This is a genomic window from Actinophytocola algeriensis (genome assembly GCF_014203735.1).
Classification (GTDB): Bacteria; Actinomycetota; Actinomycetes; order Mycobacteriales; family Pseudonocardiaceae; genus Actinophytocola; species Actinophytocola algeriensis.
The window spans coordinates 804,152-823,086 of sequence record NZ_JACHJQ010000006.1; the positions used below are offsets into that span (position 1 = coordinate 804,152).

Below are 18,935 nucleotides of genomic sequence, written 5' to 3' on the forward strand. Positions count from 1 at the left end.
AGCGAGACCGGGGAGGTCAGCCCAGCGGGAGGTCCACCGGCAACCCGGGTTGCCCGACATGTGCGCCAAGCACCTGATCGGCGCCGACCGCCCGCCACCACTCGAACTGGTCCGCACCGTCGACGTCCCCGACGATGACCGCCGCCCCGCTCCCCCGCACCAGCGGGACCAGGTCGCGGACCGCGCGGGTGAACAGGGACCCTTCGTCGGCAACCCGGGACACCACACGGGAAGCCATCTTCACCGCCCGGACCGGCAGGTCCTCGAGACAGGCCAGGTCCCCGGTGGTGGTCCCGAACTCGTACAGCACCACCGACACCCCGATGTCCACCAGCACGTGCAGGTTGTCCTCGGCCAGCCCGTCCAGCATGCACAGCGCCTGCACCGGAATCCCGACCTGCAGCTGGTCCGGCGCGAGGCCCGCGTCCGCGAGCACCGCCTGCACGGTCGACACCAGGTCCGGGTCGCCGGCGAACTCGCGGGTCAGCTCCACGTACAGGACCGGGCGGCCGGGCATGTCCTTGAGGTCGGCGCAGGCGCGGCCGAGCATCCACCGGCCGATCGGCAGTGAGAAACCGGTCTCCGCCAGCACCTGCAGGCAACGCTCGTGGTCGAGGGCGCCTTCCGCGTGGTCCCACCGGAGCAGCGCCCGCACCGCGGCGACCTTCCCGGACGCCACGGCCACCACCGGCTGGTACTCGAGTGAGATCTCGCCGTTCTCCCAGGCACCGGGCATCGAGCCGGCCAGGTTGAAGCGTTCGCGGTCGGCCTTGTTCTGCTGTTCGTCGACCAGGCCCCACTGGCGGCGGCCGGTCTGCTTGAGCCTGCGCAGTGTGATGTCGGTGGCGCGCAACAGTTCCTGGGGCGTGGTCCCCGGGGACGGCTGGTGCAGCACGGCGATGGTGGCCGTCGCGGCGACGCCGTGTTCGCCGACGAAGATCGGTTCCGCCAGCTCTTCGTTGATGCGGGTGGCCATCGCGGCACACGTCGGGGTGGTCGCCTTGTGTTCCACGAGCACGCCGAACTCGTCGCCGTCGAACCGCGCCACCGTCGCGTTCTCCTCGGCGAACACGTCGGCCAGGCGCATCGCGACGGTCTGCAGCAGGCGGTCGCCCACGTCCCGGCCGAGGCCGTCGTTCACCGCGTGGAAGCCGTCGAGGTCCAGGTGCAGCACCGTGAACTCGTCGGCGGTGTGCTGACCGGACAGCGCTTCCTCCAGCTTGCCGACGAACCGCTGCCGGTTCGCGAGCCCGGTCAGCGCGTCGTGCGTGGCCTGGAACTGGAGCCGGTTCTCCAGGAAGTGGCGGTCCGACACGTCCTCGACGGTCGTGACGTAATAGGTGGGCGCACCCGACGGCGACCGCAGCACCGACGCGGACAGGAAGACCAGCGCGTCCTCGCCGTCGCTCTTCACGAGTCTTCGCCGCTCGCGGAACGGGAGCGAGTTCTCCTCGAGGAGGACCTGGTAGCGCAGCTTCAGGTAGTCGGCGTCGTCCGGGTGGAAGATCTCGTCGAGCCGGCCTGCGGGGAACTTGCCGCGCCGGTGCTCGAGGATGTCGGTGAGCGCGCGGTTGGTGCGGATCACGCCGAGGTCCAGATCGGTGATCGCCATGCCGACGCTGGCGGTCGAGAAGACCTCCTCGAACCGCGCCTCGCTGTCCCGCAACGCGTTCTCCGCGTTCTCGCGGGCGCGGATCAGCGCGAGCGTCAGGCCTTCCTGCTCGGAGAACAGCTTGTGGCGCATGCCTTCCGCGATGCCCTTGGCGAGCGAGCCGAACACGACCACGAGACGCCCTGGCAGCCCGAAGAGGTCCGAGACCCCGGACAGCTTCGGCATCTGCTCACCCAGTACGTTGATCGTCACGTCGAGACATTCGGATCCGGCCAAACCCAGTGCCACCAAATGGTTCGCGACGTCCAGGACCGGCCGCTCGTCGTACGGCTCCGCTCGGGCGGCGTCCACGAGCGCGTCGAGGGCCGTTGCCAGCTCACCCTCGACGTGATCGCGCGCGTGCGCCACGTAGATGACCTGTGCCAGCGCCCCCGCCCATTCACGCGCAAGCTCAGATCGATCCACCGGAGCCTTCCAGCGGCCAAGTCATTCGGGGTTGTCCTTCTCCGGTTCAAGCGGGTTGTGACATTACCAGTGAATGCGCAACCCCTCTGCACCCAAAAGGGGACCGATCACCGCCAACGTGAACACCCTATGTGTTTAGTTCTAGGCTGTTCGAGTGAACTACCGTCGGTAGCGATCATTGCCGCACGCTGGGCGTGCACAGAACGCGACTGCCCTCCACTGATGGCGGAACGTAATCACCACACTACTCACGAACATATCTTGTTAGGCGTTGCCGACCGCCGTTTCGTCACGCTCCGACGATGTGCTCCGGCCGCACCGGCACCCGTGACAGCGCCAGGCCGGTCGCCGCGCGGATGGCCGCCGCGATCGCGGGCGTCGACGACAGCGTCGGCGGCTCCCCTACGCCCCGCAACCCGTACGGCGCATGGGGGTCCGCGCGTTCGAGCACGTCGATCGTCATCGGCGGCATGTCCAGCACGGTCGGGATGAGGTAGTCGGTGAACGACGGGTTGCGCACCACGCCGTCGACGACCTGGATCTCCTCCATCACCGCGAGCCCGAGGCCCTGCGCGGACCCGCCCTGGATCTGCCCGAGCACCGCGTCCGGGTTCATGGCACGGCCGACGTCCTGCGCGCACGCCAGCTCCACGACCCGCACGAGCCCCAGCTCGACGTCGACGTCGACCACTGCCCGGTGCGCGGCGAACGCGTACTGCACGTGCGCGAAACCCTGCCCGGTCACGGGATCCAGCGGCGCAGTCGGCCGGTGCCGCCACTCGACGGTCCGCTCGACGACCTCGTCGCCGAGCACGTCGACGAGGTCCGCGAGCACCTCGTTCGTCGCGGACACCACCTTGCCACCCGCGAGCCCGGTCGCGGCGAACCCACGTGCGGCGGCCAGCTCCAGCACGCCCGCGCGGACCTCCTCGCACGCCGCCCTGACCGCGCCGCCCGTGACGTAACTCTGCCGCGACGCCGAGGACGACCCGGCAGAGCCGACGAAGGTGTTCGACGGCTGGATCTGCACCCGCTGCACACCCAGCTCGGTCCGCGCGATCTGCGCCTTCAGCGTCACCAGGCCCTGCCCGACCTCCGCGGCGGCGGTGTGCACGGACACCACCGGCTCGCCCGCGATGACCTCGAGCCGAACCCTGGCGGTCGAGTAGTCGTCGAAACCCTCGGAGAACCCGACGTTCTTGATGCCGACGCCGTACCCGACCCCGCGCACGACCCCTTCGCCGTGCGTCGTGTTGGACACGCCGCCGGGCAGCTCACGCAGGTCGCGCGGCCCGGTCGGGATCGCGGGCAGCGGCTTGGCGCGCACGAGCTCCAGCAGCTCGGCGACCGGTGCGGGTGAGTCGATCACCTGACCGGTCGGCATGACCGTGCCGCGTTCGGCGGCGTTGCGGATGCGCAGGTCGACCGGGTCCATGTCGAGCGCGGCCGCGAGCTTGTCCATCTGCGACTCGTACGCGAAGCACGCCTGCACCGCGCCGAAGCCGCGCATCGCGCCGCACGGCGGGTTGTTCGTGTAGACGCCGTAGCCGTCGATCCGCACGTTCGGCACCCGGTAGGGGCCCGCGCCGAGCGTGGCCGCGTTGCCGGTGACGGCCGCGGTGGTGGACGCGTAGGCACCGCCGTCGAGGATGATCTCCGCCTTGACGTAGACGAGATCGCCGTCGCGGGTGGCGCCGTGCTCGTACCGCATCAGCGCGGGATGCCGGTGCACGTGCCCGAAGAACGACTCCTCGCGACCGTAGACGATCTTGACCGGCTTGCGCGTGTGCAGCGCGAGCAGGCAGGCGTGGACCTGCATCGACAGGTCCTCCCGCGCACCGAACGCGCCGCCGACACCCGCGAGGTGCAGGCGCACCTTGTCCTCGGGCATCGCCAGCGCCTTCGTGAGCTGCCGCTGGTCGGCGTGCAGCCACTGCGTGGCGATGTAGAGGTCGACACCGCCGTCCTCGGCGGGCACCGCGAGCCCGGACTCCGGGCCGAGGAAGGCCTGGTCCTGCATGCCGACCGTGTACTCGCCGGTGACCACGACGTCCGCGACCGGGTTCTCCTCGCCGAAGCGGATCGGCGCGTGGCGGACGATGTTGCCGCCCTCGTGCGCCGGGTGCAGGACCGGCGCGTCGGGACGCATCGCGGCCTCCGCGTCGGTGACCGGCGTCAGCACCTCGTAGTCGACGACGATGCGGTCCGCGGCGCGGCGGGCGGTCTCGGGGTGGTCGGCGGCGACGATCGCGACCGGTTCCCCCTGGTAGCGCACGATGTCCACGGCGAGCACCGGCTGGTCCGGGTGCTCGAGACCGTAGATGTTGTCGGGCACGTCCTCGTGGGTGAGCACGGCGTGCACCCCGGGGAGCTTGAGCGCCTCGGTGATGTCGAGGCCCTTGACGCGCGCGTACGGGTGCGGGCTGCGCAGCGTGGCGCCCCACAGCATGTCGTCGGCCCACAGGTCGGACGAGTACGCGAACTCGCCGCGGGTCTTCTGCGCGCCGTCCGGCCGCATCGGGCTGTCCCCGACCCCACCGGTGACATTGGTGATGAGCGGCTGCTGGGTGGTGGTGGTCATGATTTCTCCGCCAGCGCTCGGGACGCGGCGCCCAGTGCCGTGGCGGCGTCCGCCTCGGACACGGTGCGGACCTCGTCGTCCTCGACGATCACGTTGCCGCCCGCGAGCAGCAGCGCGAGCGGCGGCAGCGCGCCGAACACCAGTGCCGCCACCGGATCGGTGATGCCCGCGTGGTTCATGCCGGTCAGCCGCCACACGGCCAGGTCGGCCTGCTTGCCCGCCTCGAGCGAGCCGATCTCGGCCTCGCGGCCCAGGACACGCGCGCCGCCTCGGGTGGCGAGCCACAGCCCGTCGCGGGCGGTGGCCGAGTGCGGGCCGTTCTTCTGCCTGGCCAGGTACACCGCCTGGCGCAGCTCGATCCCGAGCCCACCGTCCTCATTGGACGCGGCACCGTCGACGCCGAGGCCGACCGGGCACCCGGCGTGCACCAGGTCCTGCACCCGGGCGATGCCGGCACCGAGGCGGGAGTTGGAGGTCGGGCAGTGCGCGACGCCCGTGCCGGTCGCGCCGAGCCGGGCGACCGCGTCGTCGGAGAAGTGGATGCCGTGCGCGAACCACACGTCCTCGCCGAGCCAGTCGAGCCGGTCGGCCAGCTCGGCCGGGGTGCAGCCGTACTCGTCGAGGCACTGGCGTTCCTCGTCGAGGGTCTCCGCGAGGTGGGTGTGGAGGCGGACACCCTTGTCCCGCGCCAGTTCCGTCGCCTTGCGCATCAGGTCCTCGCTCACCGAGAACGGCGAGCACGGCCCGACCGCGATCCGCGTGAACGAACCCGGCGACGGGTCGTGGAACGCGTCGATGGCGGCCGCGGTGCCGGTGAGCGCGCCGTCCAGGGTCTCGACGATCGAGTCCGGCGGCAGACCGCCCTGCGACTCGCCGCGGTCCATGGACCCGCGCACACCGTGCAGCCGGATGCCGACCGTGCGCGCGGCCTCGACGGTCGCGCCGAAGGTGTCACCGGCGTTCCGCGGGATGACGTAGTGGTGGTCGGCGGCGGTCGTGCAACCGGTGCGGGCGAGCCGGGTGAGGCCCGCGACCGCCGCGGTGTGGACGATCGTCTCGTCGATGCCGGCCCACACCGGGTACAGCGCGGTCAGCCACTCGTACAGCGTGGCGTCCTGCGCGTAGCCGCGGGTGGCCCACTGGTAGAGGTGGTGGTGGGTGTTGACGAAGCCCGGCGTGACGAGGCAGCCGGTGCCGTCGATCCACCGGTCGGCCGCCGGCCCGGGTGGCGCGGCGCCGTCGCCGACCGCCTCGATGATCCCGTCGGTCACGACGACGTGCCCGTAGCGGTACTCGGTGCCCGCGCCTTCGCCGCCGTCGACGGTGGCGATGGCGGCGTTCTCGATGATGGTCCTCATGACCGCTGCTCCTTCACGGCCACCGCGGCCATCCGCACCGCGTCGAGGATCTTCTCGTACCCCGTGCAGCGGCACAGGTTCCCGGCCAGCGCCTCGCGGATCTCGGCGTCACTCGCGTCCGGCTTGCGGTGCACGAGGTCGTGCGCGGCGACCACCAGCCCCGGCGTGCAGAAGCCGCACTGGACCGCGCCGGTGCGGACGAACGCGTCCTGCACCGGGTCCAGCTCCTCCGCGCTGCCGAGCCCTTCGACGGTCCGCACCGACCGGCCCTCGACCTGGCCGGCGGCGACGAGACACGCGCACACCGGCGTGCCGTCGAGGTAGACCGTGCAGGAGCCGCATTCCCCCTGTTCACAGGCGTTCTTGGCGCCAGGCAGACCGAGGCGCTCACGCAGGACGTACAGCAGGCTCTCGCCCGGCCACACGTCGTCCGCGGTGCGCTGCTCGCCGTTGACCTCCACATTGACCCGCATTACTTCGCAACCTCCTGCGGTACCGATCGCCACGCCCAGCCGAGTGTGCGGCGGGCGAGCACGGACAGCGCGTGGCGGCGGTAGGCCGCGGTCCCGCGCACGTCGTCTATGGGGCGCGCGGCGGCGCCGACCAGTTCGCCGAACGCCCGCACGATGTTCTCCTGCAACGGTTCGCCTGACCCCCACGGCAGCTCGGCGGCCGCGAACCGCTCGGCCTCCAGCGCCCGCAACGGGGTCGGCCCCGCGGATCCGATGCCGGTGCCGACACCCTTGCCGGCCACGTCGAGCGTGACCGCGAACGAGCAGACCGCGATGACCATCGCGTTGCGGGTGCCGACCTTCGCGAACTGCTGCGGCCCGGCGGCCTCCGGCACCTGGATGGCCACGATCAGCTCGTCCGGTTCGAGCGCGGACTTCTTGGGCGCGGTGAAGAACTCCCGCGCGGGCACGGTCCTGCTGCCCCTGGTGGAGGCCACCTCGATGTCGGCGCCGACGGCGACCAGCGGCGGGTGCGCGTCCCCGGCGGGCGACGCGGAGCCGAGGTTGCCGCCGACCGTGCCCCGGTTGCGGATCTGTGGTGACCCGACGGTCCGCGCCGCCATCGCGAGCCCGGGCAGGACGTCACCCAGCTCGGTCACGATCCGCGTGTACGGCACGGTCGCGCCGAGCCGGACGTGCCCGTTCTCCCGGGTCCACCCGGACAGCTCGGTGACCAGGCCGAGGTCGAGCAGAGCGGGCGGGCGGCGGACGTCGAAGTTCAGCTCCACCATCACGTCCGTGCCACCCGCGATCGGCACGGCGTCCGGGAACTCCGCCTTCATCGCCAGTGCTTCGTCCAATGTGGACGGTCGAAGGAAGTCCATGGTCACCACCACGCGAGCCCGGGGTCGGGCGCGCCGTCCCGTACCACCCCGCCCTCGATGAGCCCGTACGGCCGGTCGGCGGCGAAGAACACCTCGCCGGGGTTGTCCAGCTCGAACGGTGACAGGTCGACGAGGAAGTGGTGCTTGTTCGGCAGCGACAGCCGCACCTCGGCCAGTTCCTCGCGGTGCCGCAGCACCCGCTCGCCCATCGCGTGCAGGGTCTGTTGCAGCGAAAGGGAGTGCGTGTCGGCGAACGCCTCGACGAGGTGACGAGCGGCCTCCCGGTGCGAGGTGTTCCAGTCCGTGTCAGCGGCGGACGCGTGCCGCCAGTCGGCGCGCACGGCGGTGGCGAGGATGCGGTCGTGCGTCTCGGGCAGCGTGGTGTACCGGTCGGAGTGGAAGCCGTGGAACTCCGACCCGGTCGTGTTCATGACCACGAGGTCGTCCACGCCGGACACCACGGTCGCCGCGGTGCCGTCGTAGGTGACGGTCGTCGTGCGGGTGCCCGAGTCGCGGACGAACGAGTGGTCCGCGACCCGTGCCCAGCTGTACTGCTCGATCCGCACGCGGGCGCGGTGGATCGTGGGCGTGGCGTCGACGAAGTGCCGCGCGAGCCGCAGCGCGAACGCCTCGATCGAGGAGATCCCGTCGCGGGCGAACGCGAAGACCGTGTTCTTCTGCGTGTCGGTGGGCAGCACGCCCGCGTTGTCGCCGGTCAGGTGCGTGGCGGCGAGGTCGCCGGCCAGCGCGGTGCTGACGTTGAGGTCGGTGACCTCGTGGCGGTCGTCGTGCCGGTCGACCCGAACGAGTCGGGTCTCGGCTTTGCCGTACTGGTTGTCGCCGAGGCGGATGTCGTGATCGGTCAACGTGGGTCAGCTCCCGCGGTAGGTCGAGTAGCCGTACGGGCTGATGAGCAGCGGCACGTGGTAGTGGCTGTCGTCGGTGACCCGGAAGGCGACGGTGACCTCGGGGTAGAACTCACCGCGGATCTCGAAGACGAGCCGGTACACACCGGGCTCGGCGGTGTCCCAGCCGGAGATGCGCCCGTCGTCGTCGGTGTGCCCGTCGGCGATGGTGCGCCAGCCGTCGTCGTGCAGTTCGAGCCGCACGGGCACACCCGTGGCGGGCCGCCCCTCGCTCGTGTCGAGGACGTGGGTGGAGAGACTCATCCGAACGCCTTCCCGAGCCGCAGGTCCACGATCTTGCGCAGCTCCTCGCGGACCACGTCGCGTTCGGCCGCCGGGTCGTTGCCGAGGCGGGCGCGCAGGGCGGCCAGCATCTCCTCGCCCGTCAGCCCGGTGGCACAGATGAGGAAGACGTGCCCGAACCGCTCCTCGTAGACGACGTTGCCCGCCGCCAGGTCCTCGTCCGGGGTGGCGCCCGCCTGCTCCTCACGGGACCAGGCGGCCTCCGGCCCGGGCCCGGTCGCGCGCTCCCCGATGCGCGGGTGGGCGGCGAGCGCGTGCTCGACGTCGGCCCAGTCGAGCGCGCGGAGGACCTGCTCGGAGACACTCCGCAGCTGGGCGAGGTCGTGGTACGGGCGCCGGGCGAGGATCTCGTCGGCCCAGCGGCGGGACGCGCAGCAGGCGAGCAGGTCGTGCTCCGCGGCCGCGGCCTCCTCGGCGTTCAGCCGGTCGAGTGGTGAGTCGTCGGACATCCTCGGGACTGTACCGGCGTTGTGGCTGGCTGACAGACTCTTCCGCCGTGGACGGTTTGGTCACGACTCTGGTCGCCGTGGGCGGCACCCTGGCCGGGTCGGGCCTCACTTACCTGTTCGGGTGGTTCACCGCCCGGCGGGCGGAGCGCGTCGGGCGCGCGGAACGCCTCCGGCAGGACCGGATCGCGGCGTTCACTTCCTTTGCTGGTGCGATCACCGGACTCCGCCAGTCGGTGGTCACGGCGTGGTTCGCACGGCGTGACGGCCCCGCGCCCACGGAGCAGACGGAGGCCGACCGCCTCGTCAGGTAGGCGGCTCCTCCTCGTCCACCCATTCGAGGAGGTCGCCCGGCTGGCACTGCAGCACCCGGCACATCGCCTCCAGCGTGGAGAAGCGCACCGCCTTCGCGCGGCCGTTCTTCAGTACCGCCACGTTCGCCGGGGTGAGGCCCACCTTCTCGGCGAACTCCCCCACGCTCATCTTCCGTTTGGCCAGTTCGACGTCGATGCGCACGACGATCGGCATCAGATCACCGACTCCATGTCGCTGCGCAGCGTCGTGGCCTGGCGCAGCAGTGCGCGCATCACCACCATCAGCAGTCCCAGCACGGTGACCCCCGTCGTCAGCAGGAACAGCACGAGGGGGACGCCGGGGTCGTCGGCGTTGAACCCCACGAACAGGAACACGCCGACGAGCACCACCCAGCCCGCGGCGATGGCCCACACGATCGCGTTCACCCACCTCATCGCGTCCTCGGTGAAGATGCGGTCCTTCTGGACCATGGTGAGCAGCTTCCAGGTCGCCACGATCACCACCTGCACGCACAGCACGAGGAAGATTGCGATCACGGTCGCAGGCCACCGGAAGGGTGCGGCGTCCGGGTTCTCCCTGGCCATGTCCGCGAACTGCCCGGGCAGCGACATCACCTGGAACAGGACGAGAATCCCGAACAACACCACGAGGAACACGCGGAGCGGGACCACGACGGCCCGATGCACACCGATCATGCATCGAGTATCGACATCTACCTATCGAAAGTCAATCGATGGGGTCCCGTGCCGTCACGAGACCCCCACTCACGTCAGTCCAGGACGGCCAGCGCGTCGATCTCCACCAGCAGGCCCTCGGGGAGGCCGACGTAGACGGTCGTGCGGGCCGGGAAGGACTCCTCGAAGAACTCGCGGTACGCGTCGTTCAGCTCGCCGAAGTGGGCCGTGTCGGTGAGGTAGACGCGGCACATGATCACGTCGTCGAGGGTGGCACCGCCCGCCTCGAGGACCCGGCGCACGTTCTGCATGACCTGGCGGGTCTGCTCGGTGACCGTGGTCCCGACGATCTCGTTCGTCGAGGGGTCGAACGCCACCTGGCCGGCCACCTGCAGGATGTTGCCCTTGCGGATGCCGTGCGTGAGCGGCACCGTCGGGATCTTCGTTCCCTCCGGGTGGATCGCGACCTTCGCCATCAGTTGCTCCTCCTCGTTTCCGGGTTGTCGATGTAGATCACCTCGCCGACCTCGCGAGACGCGACGTGCACAGTGTGGCCCGGCATCAGTTGCTCCTCCTCGTTTCCGGGTAACCACACTCGACGGACGCCGCCGACGCCGCGGCCAGCAACGCCGGCACCAGCTCCAGCAGACCGTCCAGGTCGAGCACGACCTGCGGCACCGACAACGACATCGCCGCGAGCACCTCGCCCCGCGCGCCGCGCACCGGCGCGGCCACGCAGTGGATGTGCTCCTCGTGCTCCTCGTCGTCGATCGCGTAGCCCCGCGCCGCCACCCGGTCCAGCTCCGCCAGGTACGCGCGTGGCGTGGTGATCGTGTTCGGTGTCATCTTCTCGTACGTGATCGACGCGGCGATCTCCCTGCGCTGGTCCTCCGGCAACGCGCCGACCAACACCTTCGCCACGGCCGTGCAGTGCAGTGGCGCGCGGCGGCCGATGCGGGAGTACATCCGCACGTTGTGCCTGCTCTCGTACTTGTCGATGTAGATCACCTCACCGTCCTCGTAGGACGCGAGGTGCACGGTGTGGCCGGTCTCGGCGTTCAGCGCGCGCAGCGCGGGCTCGACGCTGCGCCGCACGTCCCGCTCGTCGAGCGCCCGGAACGCCAGCTCGAACAGCGACGTGCCGAGCCGGTAGTACCGGATCCCGTCGCGCTGCACGAACCGGTGCGACTCGAGCGTGCGCAGCAGCCGCAGCACGGTCGTCTTGTGCACGTCGAGCCGCATCGCCAGCTGGTCGAGGGTCCGCTGCCCGTTGGCCAGCTCGTCGAGCAGCACGAGCGCGCGGTCCAGGCTCTGGCTCATGACAGGTCCCCGGTCACGTACGCGTCGGCCCACTCCGCCTCGGACGCGTGCAGCATCGCGGACACGTACTCCGGCGGCAGCGACGGGCCGACGTCGTGGTGGGTGCGCAGCGCGGTCGCGGCCCGCAGGTGCCCGGCCCGCAGCCGCGCCCTCGGCGCCCACCCGGCGAGCGTGGCCTGCAGGAACCCGGCGGCGAACGCGTCACCGGCCCCGACCGGCTCGACCACGTCGACCTTCAGCGCGGGCTGGCACAGCTCGGCGTCGCCCTCGACGAGCGTCGCACCCTCGGCCCCCTGCTTGACCACGAGCGTCGCCGGTTCCGGCAGCAGCGCGCGGATCTGTCCCGGCTCCTCGACACCCCACACGAGCTTGGCCTCGTCGGCGCCGACGAACACGACGTCCGCGGCGGCGGCGAGGTCCCGCAGCACCGAGGGGTCGCGGTCGGCCCAGAGCCGGGGCCGCCAGTTGAGGTCGAACGACAGCGTGAAGTCCCGTGGCCGGTGCACCAGGCGGTCCATCAGCGCGAGGCAGCTGTCCGACAGCGCGGGCGTGATCCCGCTGGTGTGCACGACCCGCACCTCGTCGAGCGGCAGCTCGTCGAGCAGCGCGGGCCCCATGCCGGAGGCGGCGGAGCCGCGGCGGTAGTAGCGGACCGGGCTGCCGGAGGCGTCGCGTTCCTTGACGTACAGGCCGGTCGGCCGGTCCTGGTCGACCGCGACGCGGGACACGTCGACGCCGAACGACGCGACCGCGGCGGTGACGGCCGTGCCGAACGCGTCGTCGCCGACCGCGCTCACCCACGCCGACCGCAGCCCGAGCGCGGCGACGTGGCAGGCCACATTGGACTCCGCGCCGCCGACCGTCCGGTGCCACGTGGTCACCTCGGCGGGCGGGCCCGGTTCGGCGGGCACGAACATGGCCATGGTCTCGCCGAGGCACAACACATCGGTACGCACGAGTGCCGCGCCTCCTCCGCCGTTGACTGGCCGGCCGAGGAGATGCTACACAACTTCGTGGCACATAGCGCAATAGCCGTTGCAAGATACGCAATATGAGGTGAGCGGATTGCCGCAGATCACTCCGGGCCGGCTGAACCCCGGCGCACTCGACGCGCTCCTCGACGAGCGCATCGACTGGCGCTTCAAGGGAATTCCGGCCGCACTGTCCGGATTGTCCATACGGGACGCCAGGGCGCGCGGCGTGAACCTCTTCTCCGACGGGTTCCTCCCTCCGGTCACCGTCCTCGACGAGCCGGCACTCACCCACAACCTCACCACGATGGCCGCCCTGTGCGCACGCCACGGCTTCGCCCACGCGCCGCACGGCAAGACCACGATGGCGCCGCAGCTGTTCGCGCGGCAGTTCGAGCACGGCGTGTGGGGGCAGACCACGGCCAACGCGAGCCAGCTGCGGATCTACCGCGCGTTCGGCGTGAACCGGGTGATCCTCGCGAACGAGCTGGTCGACGCCGCCGCGCTGCGGTGGCTCGCGGGTGAGCTGGACCGCGACCCGGACTTCGAGTTCTGGTGCTGGGTCGACACCGAACGCGGCGTCGAGCTGATGACCGCCGCACTGCGCGAGGCGGCACCGTCCCGGCCGGTGGACGTGCTGATCGAGCTGGGGGTGGCGGGTGGCCGCACCGGGTGCCGGGACCGGACCGCGGCGCTGAAGGTCGCGGAGGCCGTCGCGGCGAGCCCGGTGCTGCGGCTGACCGGGGTCGCGAGCTACGAGGGCGCGGTGTCCCGCAACGCGTCCGCCGACGGGCTCGCCGCCGTGCACGACCACCTGACCGAGCTGCGGTCGCTGGCACTGGACCTCGCGGAACGCGGGCACTTCGACGGGGTGGCCCAGGTGGTCGTGACCGCGGGCGGCAGCTCGTTCTTCGACCAGGTCGTCGAGGTGCTCGGCGCGCCGTGGCCGGACGGGCTGCCCGTGCTGCCGGTGCTGCGCAGCGGTGCGTACCTGACGCACGACGAGGGCTACTACGAGCGCAACTCGCCGCTCGGCGCGACTCCCCGGCTCGACGGCGCGCGGCTGCGGCCCGCGGTGCGGGCGTGGGCGCAGGTCACCTCGCGCCCGGAGCCGCGGCTCGCGTTCATCACCGCAGGCAAACGGGACGTGCCCTACGACATCGATCTGCCGGTGCCGGAGCTGCGGCGGGTGGACGGGGTGACCTCGGAGCTGACCGGCTGCGTGGTCACGTCGGTCAACGACCAGCACGGGTTCGTCACGCTCGGCACGGACGCGGCGCTGGAGGTCGGCGACTGGGTCGGTCTCGGGCTTTCCCACCCGTGCACGACGTTCGACAAGGTCCCGCTGATGCCGATGGTCGGCGCCGACGGCGAGACCGTGGTCGACCTGATCCGCACGTTCTTCTGATGCTGACCTTCCGCGGCGCGACGGTGGTCGACGGCACCGGTGCCCCCGCCCGCCGGGCCGACGTGACCGTCGACGGTGGCCGGATCACCGCGATCGGCGACGGTGGCGGCGGCCGTGTCGTGGACGCCGGCGGGCTCGTGCTGACGCCCGGGTTCATCGACATGCACGCGCACTCCGACCTGCAGGTACTGGCGAAGCCCGACCACCTGGCGAAGGTCTCGCAGGGGGTCACGCTCGAGGTGCTCGGCCAGGACGGGCTGTCGTACGCACCGGTCGACGACGACACGCTCGCCGCCCTGCGCGCACAGCTCGCCGGGTGGAACGACGACCCGCCCGGGTTCGACTGGGACTGGCGCGGCGTCGGCGAGTACCTCGACCGGCTCGACAAGGGCATCGCGGTGAACGCGGCATACCTCGTGCCGCAGGGGACCGTGCGGATGCTCGTGGTGGGCTGGGAGTCGCGGCCAGCCACGGAGTCCGAAGTGGACCGGATGCGGGCGCTGGTGGCGACCGGACTCGCCGAGGGGGCCATGGGCATGTCGTCCGGGCTCACCTACACACCCGGCATGTACGCCGACACCGCCGAACTCGTCGCACTGTGCGAGGTCGTCGGCACGGGCGGCGGGTACTACAGCCCGCACCACCGCAGCTACGGCGCCGGTGCGCTGGCGGCGTACGCGGAGATGGTCGACGTGTCGCGGCGGTCCGGCTGCCCGCTGCACCTCGCGCACGCCACGATGAACTTCCCCGTCAACGAAGGCCGCGCGGGTGAGCTGCTGTCGTTGCTGGACGACGCGATCGCGGACGGCTGCGACATCTCGCTCGACACCTACCCGTACCTGCCCGGCGCGACCTACCTGTCCGCGCTGCTGCCGAGCTGGGCCACCGAGGGCGGCCTGGACCCGACACTCGCCCGTCTGTCCGATGTGGACATCCGGGAGCGGATCCGCGCCGACCTCGAGGACCACGGCTCGGACGGCTGCCACGGCGTGCCCGTCGACTGGGACGCGATCGAGGTCAACGGCGTCCGCCGCGACGAGAACGCCCACCTGGTGGGGAAATCGGTCGCGGCATCGGCGCAGGAGGCCGGCAGGCCGCCTGCCGAGCTGTACTTCGACACCCTGATCAGCGAGAAGCTCGGCACGTCGTGCCTCATGCACGTCGGGCACGAGGACAACGTCCGCGCGATCATGCGGCACGCCGCCCACACCGGCGGCAGCGACGGGCTGCTGGTCGGCGAGCGCCCGCACCCGAGGGCGTGGGGCACGTTCCCGCGCTACCTCGCGCGGTACGTGCGTGAGCTGGGGGTGCTGAGCCTCGAAGAATGCGTCGCGCACCTGACGGGCCGGGCCGCGCGGCGGCTCCGGCTGACCGACCGCGGGCTCGTGCGGGAGGGTTACGCCGCCGACCTCGTGCTGTTCGACCCGGACACCGTGGCCGACACGGCGACGTTCGACGAGCCGCGCCAGGCGGCGGCCGGCATCCCGTACGTGCTGGTGAACGGCGTTCCCGTCATCGAGGACGGCAGGCACACCGGCGCGCTCGCCGGGCACTCGATCCGCAACACGACGGATCGTTCACTCCGCGAGCCACACCGGACCTGACTGTTCACTCCGCAAGCTACGTTCAGAAGGAGTCTGACATGGACCTGCTCGCCGAACTCGGTGCCCGGCGCGCGCTGTGCATCATCCGCGCGCCGATCATCCCCGATCCGGTGGGGCTCGCGCGGACCCTCGTCGAGGCGGGCCTGCCGATCGTCGAGTTCGCGCTGACCACCCCGGACGCGCCACGGCTCATCGAGGAGGCGGCGCGGGTGGAGGGGCTGATCCTCGGCGCGGGCACCGTGATGTCCGAACAGGACGCCCGCGACGCGATCAACGCTGGCGCGACGTTCCTGCTCACCCCCGGGCTGCGGCCCGCGGTCGCGGAGGAGGCGGTGCGGCAGCAGGTGCCGATCGTGCTCGGCGCGATGACCCCGACCGAGGTGGCGACCGCGGTCGACCTTGGCGCGACGGCGGTGAAGGTGTTCCCCGCGGCGCGGCTCGGCCCGGCGTACTTCTCGGACCTGCACGGCCCGTACCCGGACGTGAACCTGGTCGCCACCGGCGGCCTGAACGCGGAGAACGCCGCGGCATACCTGGCGGGCGGCGCGATCGCCGTGACCGCGGGCAGCGGTGTGGTGGGGCCCAAGCTCGCGGCCGAGTCAAGGCTCGCGGAGATCGCACAGCGCGCGAAGGAATTCCTCGCGGCCATCGGATAGAACCGCACAAGGAGACGAATGTCGGGGTTCGTTGACTGGCTGCAGCACTCCACACCGGGGTTGCTGCTGCTCGCCGCGGTGGGCATCGCGGTGCTGCTGTCGCTCATCATCAGGTGGAAGGTCGAGCCGTTCATCGCGCTGCTCGTGATCGGCCTGCTGACCGCGCTCGCCGCCGGGCTGCCAGTGCAGTCGCTGGTCGGTTCGGCGCAGAAACCCGGCGAGTCGTTGCTGGAGACGGGTTTCGGCGGCATCCTCGGCCACATCGCCGCGATCATCGGCCTTGGCACGATGCTCGGTGCGATCCTCGAGGCGTCCGGCGGCGCGCAGGTGCTGACCAGATCGCTGCTGCGTGCGCTCGGTGAGAACCGGGCGCCGCTGGCGATGGGGCTGGCGGGCCTGATCTTCGGCGTCCCGGTGTTCTTCGACGTGGGCATCTTCGTGCTGGCGCCGCTCGTGTACGTGGCGGCCAAGCAGGGCGGCAGGTCGATCCTGCTGTACTGCCTGCCGCTGCTCGCGGGCCTGTCGGTGACGCACGCCTTCCTGCCACCACATCCCGGACCCGTTGCCGCGGCGGGACTTCTGGGTGTGGACCTCGGCTGGGTGATCCTGATGGGCGCCGTGTGCGCGATCCCCGCGTGGTACGTGGGCGGCGTGCTGTTCTCGTCGTGGATCGGCAAGCGGATCGACATCCCGGTCCCCGAGGAGATGCTGGCGGCGGCGGAGACCGAGCGGGAGGGCGACGAACCGGGGCTCGGCATGGTCGTCGGCATCATCGCGATCCCGCTGGTGCTGATCCTGGCCGGGACGTTCGGCAGCATCTGGCTCCCCGCCGGCTCCACCGCGGCCGGCGTCGCGAACTTCATCGGCACCCCGGCGATCGCGCTGACCATCGCCGTGCTGCTGGCGTTCTGGCTGCTGGGTTACCGCCGCGGCATGACCAAGTCGCAGGTCGCGGACCTGAGCGCGGCGTCGCTGCGGCCGGTCGGCATGATCCTGCTGGTCGTGGGTGCCGGCGCGTTCTACGGCGCGGTCCTGAAGGCGACCGGCATCGGTGGCGTGATCGCCGGCAGCCTGCACGACGCTGGCCTGCCGGTGATCTTCGCGGCGTACGTGATCAGCTGCGGGCTGCGGATCGCGCAGGGTTCCGCGACGGCCGCGATCGCCGCGTCGGCCGCCATCATCGGCCCGACCATCAAGGACGTCGGCTACTCGCAACCACAGCTGGCGCTGATCGCGGCGGCCATCTGCGCCGGTTCGATCATCGCCTCGCACGTCAACGACGGCGGGTTCTGGATCGTGTCGCGGTACTTCGGCATCTCGGTCAAGGACACGCTGAAGACGTGGACCGTGCTGGAGACGATACTGTCGGTGGTCGGCTTCGCGGTGGCGGCGATACTGATGGCGGTGATCTGATGCTGGACCGACGGGAGTTCCTCGGGTACGCGGGCTTCGTCACGGCCGCGTTCGCGCTGGCCCGGGGTGCGGGCGAGCTTTCCGCTCCGTCCACTGTGTACCTCGGTAGTTTCGGCGCGGACCTGCGGACCGGTGCGGTGGCCGACGACGGCACGCTGACGGTCACCGGCTCGGTCGCCGGGGTGCCGGACGCGTCGTTCCTGGCGTTCCACGACCGGTTCCTGTACACCACGAACGAGGGTCAGGGCCGCGTCACCGCGATCGACCGCACCACGAACGCGGTGCTGAACACGCGGTCCAGCGGCGGCGCGGGCCCGACACACGTCTCGGTGCACCCGTCCGGCCACCTGCTCACCGCGAACTACACGTCGGGTTCCGTTGCCGTGCACGCGTTGGACGACGACGGCTCGATCGGCGAGCAGACCGACCTCGTGCGGCACGAAGGCGACCGCGACCCCCACGCCCACCAGGTTCTCCCGTCCGGCGAGTGGGTGCTGGCGGTCGACCTCGGCACCGACTCGGTGTACGTGTACGGGCTGGCGGACGGGAAGCTCACGCAACACCAGCAACTCCGGCTCCCGGCCGGTGCCGGCCCACGCCACCTGGCGTTCCACCCGACCGAGCCGCTGGTCTACATCCTGGGCGAGCTGCGCCCGGAGATCACGGTGGCGCGGTGGGAGGACGGGACACTCACCCCGGGCCAGGTCATCCCGACCGCGGGAGACGGCAACTTCCCTGCGGAGATCACGGTCAGCGCCGACGGCCGGTTCGTGTACGCGTCCAACCGCGGCGACAACACGATCGCGGCGTTCGTCGTGTCCGGCGACCAGCTCACCGCACTGGGCGCCACCCCGACCGGCGGCGACTGGCCACGGCACTGCACGCTCAGCCCGGACGAGCGGTGGATGTACGTGTCGAACCAGAACTCCGGCACCGTCACGTGGCTCCCCCGCGACCCGGCCACGGGCACCCTCGGCGCGTCGGCGGGCTCGGCACCGGTGCCGTCGGTGGGCATCGTCGCCTGGCCCTGACGCCGGCCCAGCACCGCGACGACGGTCGTGCCGGACGCGCGGACCGCCATCCGGCAAGGGTATCGTCGCCGGGCGATGAGCGACGACGACGAACTCTGGGTCGACAGCGCCGACCGCAAGGTGGCGCTGCGAGCGCTGGCCGAGCACCGGGACTCCGCACACCTGACGACGGCGGAACACGACCGCCGCCGGGACCTGGTGCGTGACGCGCAGACCCGTGCCGACCTCCGCGCGTTGTTCGCCGACCTGCCCTCGCCGCACCCGCTCATGGGCGAGGAGCGCGACGGCTGGGAGGCGACGCCGGGCAGCCGTCCCGCGGCCGAGACACCGGACGGCGCCAGCAATGGCACCGGCGTCGTGCTCGGCAGTGGCGGTCTCATCGTGCTCGGTGCACTTGTCGCCGGGTGGTGGCTACCCGCGATCCTCCTCGCCTGCGTCGTCGTGGTCGTGACCGTGCTGGTCGCCGCCCGCTGATTGGTCCAGACCCTTGTGCCGGTGGTGGCACCTCTCTAGCATCCGTTGCGGAATGCAGAACGT

Annotated in this window: 20 protein-coding genes; 7 read left to right on the forward strand and 13 right to left on the reverse strand. The window is 71.3% G+C overall.

Features of this window, described 5'->3' with window-relative positions; genetic code table 11:
• Positions 1 to 16 precede the first annotated feature (16 nt).
• The 8 genes from FHR82_RS30600 to uraD form a co-directional block, all read right to left on the reverse strand.
• Positions 17 to 2,077 carry a putative bifunctional diguanylate cyclase/phosphodiesterase gene (locus FHR82_RS30600; RefSeq protein ID WP_184814015.1) on the reverse strand — a complete coding sequence of 687 codons (2,061 nt, stop codon included), beginning with the start codon at positions 2,075 to 2,077 and terminating at the stop codon, positions 17 to 19.
• Between the two features lie 289 nt (positions 2,078 to 2,366).
• Positions 2,367 to 4,658, reverse strand: coding sequence for a xanthine dehydrogenase subunit D (gene pucD / locus FHR82_RS30605; protein WP_184814016.1), 2,292 nt, complete (start codon positions 4,656 to 4,658; stop codon positions 2,367 to 2,369).
• Positions 4,655 to 6,016 carry an 8-oxoguanine deaminase gene (locus tag FHR82_RS30610; protein WP_184814017.1) on the reverse strand — a complete coding sequence of 454 codons (1,362 nt, stop codon included), beginning with the start codon at positions 6,014 to 6,016 and terminating at the stop codon, positions 4,655 to 4,657. Before FHR82_RS30610 ends, pucD begins: the two co-directional genes overlap by 4 nt.
• Positions 6,013 to 6,489: a (2Fe-2S)-binding protein gene (locus tag FHR82_RS30615; protein ID WP_184814018.1), complete on the reverse strand. Its 477-nt coding sequence runs from the start codon at positions 6,487 to 6,489 to the stop codon at positions 6,013 to 6,015. Before FHR82_RS30615 ends, FHR82_RS30610 begins: the two co-directional genes overlap by 4 nt.
• Positions 6,489 to 7,352, reverse strand: a complete 864-nt coding sequence (locus FHR82_RS30620; RefSeq protein ID WP_184814019.1) for an FAD binding domain-containing protein — start codon at positions 7,350 to 7,352, stop codon at positions 6,489 to 6,491. Before FHR82_RS30620 ends, FHR82_RS30615 begins: the two co-directional genes overlap by 1 nt.
• A 2-nt stretch (positions 7,353 to 7,354) precedes the next feature.
• A complete protein-coding gene (gene pucL / locus FHR82_RS30625) occupies positions 7,355 to 8,218 on the reverse strand; it encodes a factor-independent urate hydroxylase (RefSeq protein ID WP_221464432.1) in 864 nt (287 codons plus the stop codon).
• Between the two features lie 6 nt (positions 8,219 to 8,224).
• A complete protein-coding gene (uraH, locus tag FHR82_RS30630) occupies positions 8,225 to 8,521 on the reverse strand; it encodes a hydroxyisourate hydrolase (protein ID WP_184814020.1) in 297 nt (98 codons plus the stop codon).
• Positions 8,518 to 9,009 carry a 2-oxo-4-hydroxy-4-carboxy-5-ureidoimidazoline decarboxylase gene (gene uraD, locus FHR82_RS30635; RefSeq protein ID WP_184814021.1) on the reverse strand — a complete coding sequence of 164 codons (492 nt, stop codon included), beginning with the start codon at positions 9,007 to 9,009 and terminating at the stop codon, positions 8,518 to 8,520. The genes uraH and uraD overlap by 4 nt, the downstream gene beginning before the upstream one ends.
• 47 nt (positions 9,010 to 9,056) lie before the next feature.
• Between uraD and FHR82_RS30640 the strand changes: the two genes are divergently transcribed.
• Positions 9,057 to 9,320 carry a hypothetical protein gene (locus tag FHR82_RS30640; protein ID WP_184814022.1) on the forward strand — a complete coding sequence of 88 codons (264 nt, stop codon included), beginning with the start codon at positions 9,057 to 9,059 and terminating at the stop codon, positions 9,318 to 9,320.
• Here the strand turns inward: FHR82_RS30640 and FHR82_RS30645 are convergent.
• From FHR82_RS30645 to FHR82_RS30665, 5 genes are all read right to left on the reverse strand, one after another.
• Positions 9,313 to 9,534 carry a helix-turn-helix domain-containing protein gene (locus tag FHR82_RS30645; protein WP_184814023.1) on the reverse strand — a complete coding sequence of 74 codons (222 nt, stop codon included), beginning with the start codon at positions 9,532 to 9,534 and terminating at the stop codon, positions 9,313 to 9,315. The genes FHR82_RS30640 and FHR82_RS30645 overlap by 8 nt on opposite strands.
• Entirely contained in the window at positions 9,534 to 10,016 is a 483-nt protein-coding gene (locus FHR82_RS30650; RefSeq protein WP_184814024.1) for a DUF2975 domain-containing protein, read from the reverse strand. The genes FHR82_RS30645 and FHR82_RS30650 overlap by 1 nt, the downstream gene beginning before the upstream one ends.
• A gap of 74 nt (positions 10,017 to 10,090) precedes the next feature.
• On the reverse strand, positions 10,091 to 10,471 hold the full coding sequence (locus tag FHR82_RS30655) for a RidA family protein (protein WP_184814025.1): 381 nt from the start codon (positions 10,469 to 10,471) through the stop codon (positions 10,091 to 10,093).
• A gap of 85 nt (positions 10,472 to 10,556) precedes the next feature.
• A complete protein-coding gene (locus FHR82_RS30660; RefSeq protein WP_184814026.1) occupies positions 10,557 to 11,315 on the reverse strand; it encodes an IclR family transcriptional regulator in 759 nt (252 codons plus the stop codon).
• Entirely contained in the window at positions 11,312 to 12,238 is a 927-nt protein-coding gene (locus FHR82_RS30665) for a sugar kinase (protein WP_184814170.1), read from the reverse strand. Before FHR82_RS30665 ends, FHR82_RS30660 begins: the two co-directional genes overlap by 4 nt.
• Before the next feature lie 133 nt (positions 12,239 to 12,371).
• Between FHR82_RS30665 and FHR82_RS30670 the strand changes: the two genes are divergently transcribed.
• The 6 genes from FHR82_RS30670 (at position 12,372) to FHR82_RS30695 (ending at position 18,872) form a co-directional block, all read left to right on the forward strand.
• Positions 12,372 to 13,694: an amino acid deaminase gene (locus FHR82_RS30670; RefSeq protein WP_446471828.1), complete on the forward strand. Its 1,323-nt coding sequence runs from the start codon at positions 12,372 to 12,374 to the stop codon at positions 13,692 to 13,694.
• Complete coding sequence (locus tag FHR82_RS30675; RefSeq protein WP_376706453.1) at positions 13,694 to 15,298, forward strand: N-acyl-D-amino-acid deacylase family protein; 1,605 nt, start codon at positions 13,694 to 13,696, stop codon at positions 15,296 to 15,298. The genes FHR82_RS30670 and FHR82_RS30675 overlap by 1 nt, the downstream gene beginning before the upstream one ends.
• A 38-nt stretch (positions 15,299 to 15,336) precedes the next feature.
• Positions 15,337 to 15,954, forward strand: a complete 618-nt coding sequence (locus FHR82_RS30680) for a bifunctional 4-hydroxy-2-oxoglutarate aldolase/2-dehydro-3-deoxy-phosphogluconate aldolase (protein ID WP_184814027.1) — start codon at positions 15,337 to 15,339, stop codon at positions 15,952 to 15,954.
• A gap of 18 nt (positions 15,955 to 15,972) precedes the next feature.
• Positions 15,973 to 17,367, forward strand: coding sequence for a GntP family permease (locus tag FHR82_RS30685; RefSeq protein ID WP_184814028.1), 1,395 nt, complete (start codon positions 15,973 to 15,975; stop codon positions 17,365 to 17,367).
• Positions 17,367 to 18,398 (forward strand): lactonase family protein, encoded by a 1,032-nt coding sequence (locus FHR82_RS30690; protein WP_184814029.1) that lies wholly within the window; start codon positions 17,367 to 17,369, stop codon positions 18,396 to 18,398. Before FHR82_RS30685 ends, FHR82_RS30690 begins: the two co-directional genes overlap by 1 nt.
• 75 nt (positions 18,399 to 18,473) lie before the next feature.
• Complete coding sequence (locus FHR82_RS30695) at positions 18,474 to 18,872, forward strand: DUF1707 SHOCT-like domain-containing protein (RefSeq protein ID WP_184814030.1); 399 nt, start codon at positions 18,474 to 18,476, stop codon at positions 18,870 to 18,872.
• Positions 18,873 to 18,935 lie beyond the last annotated feature (63 nt).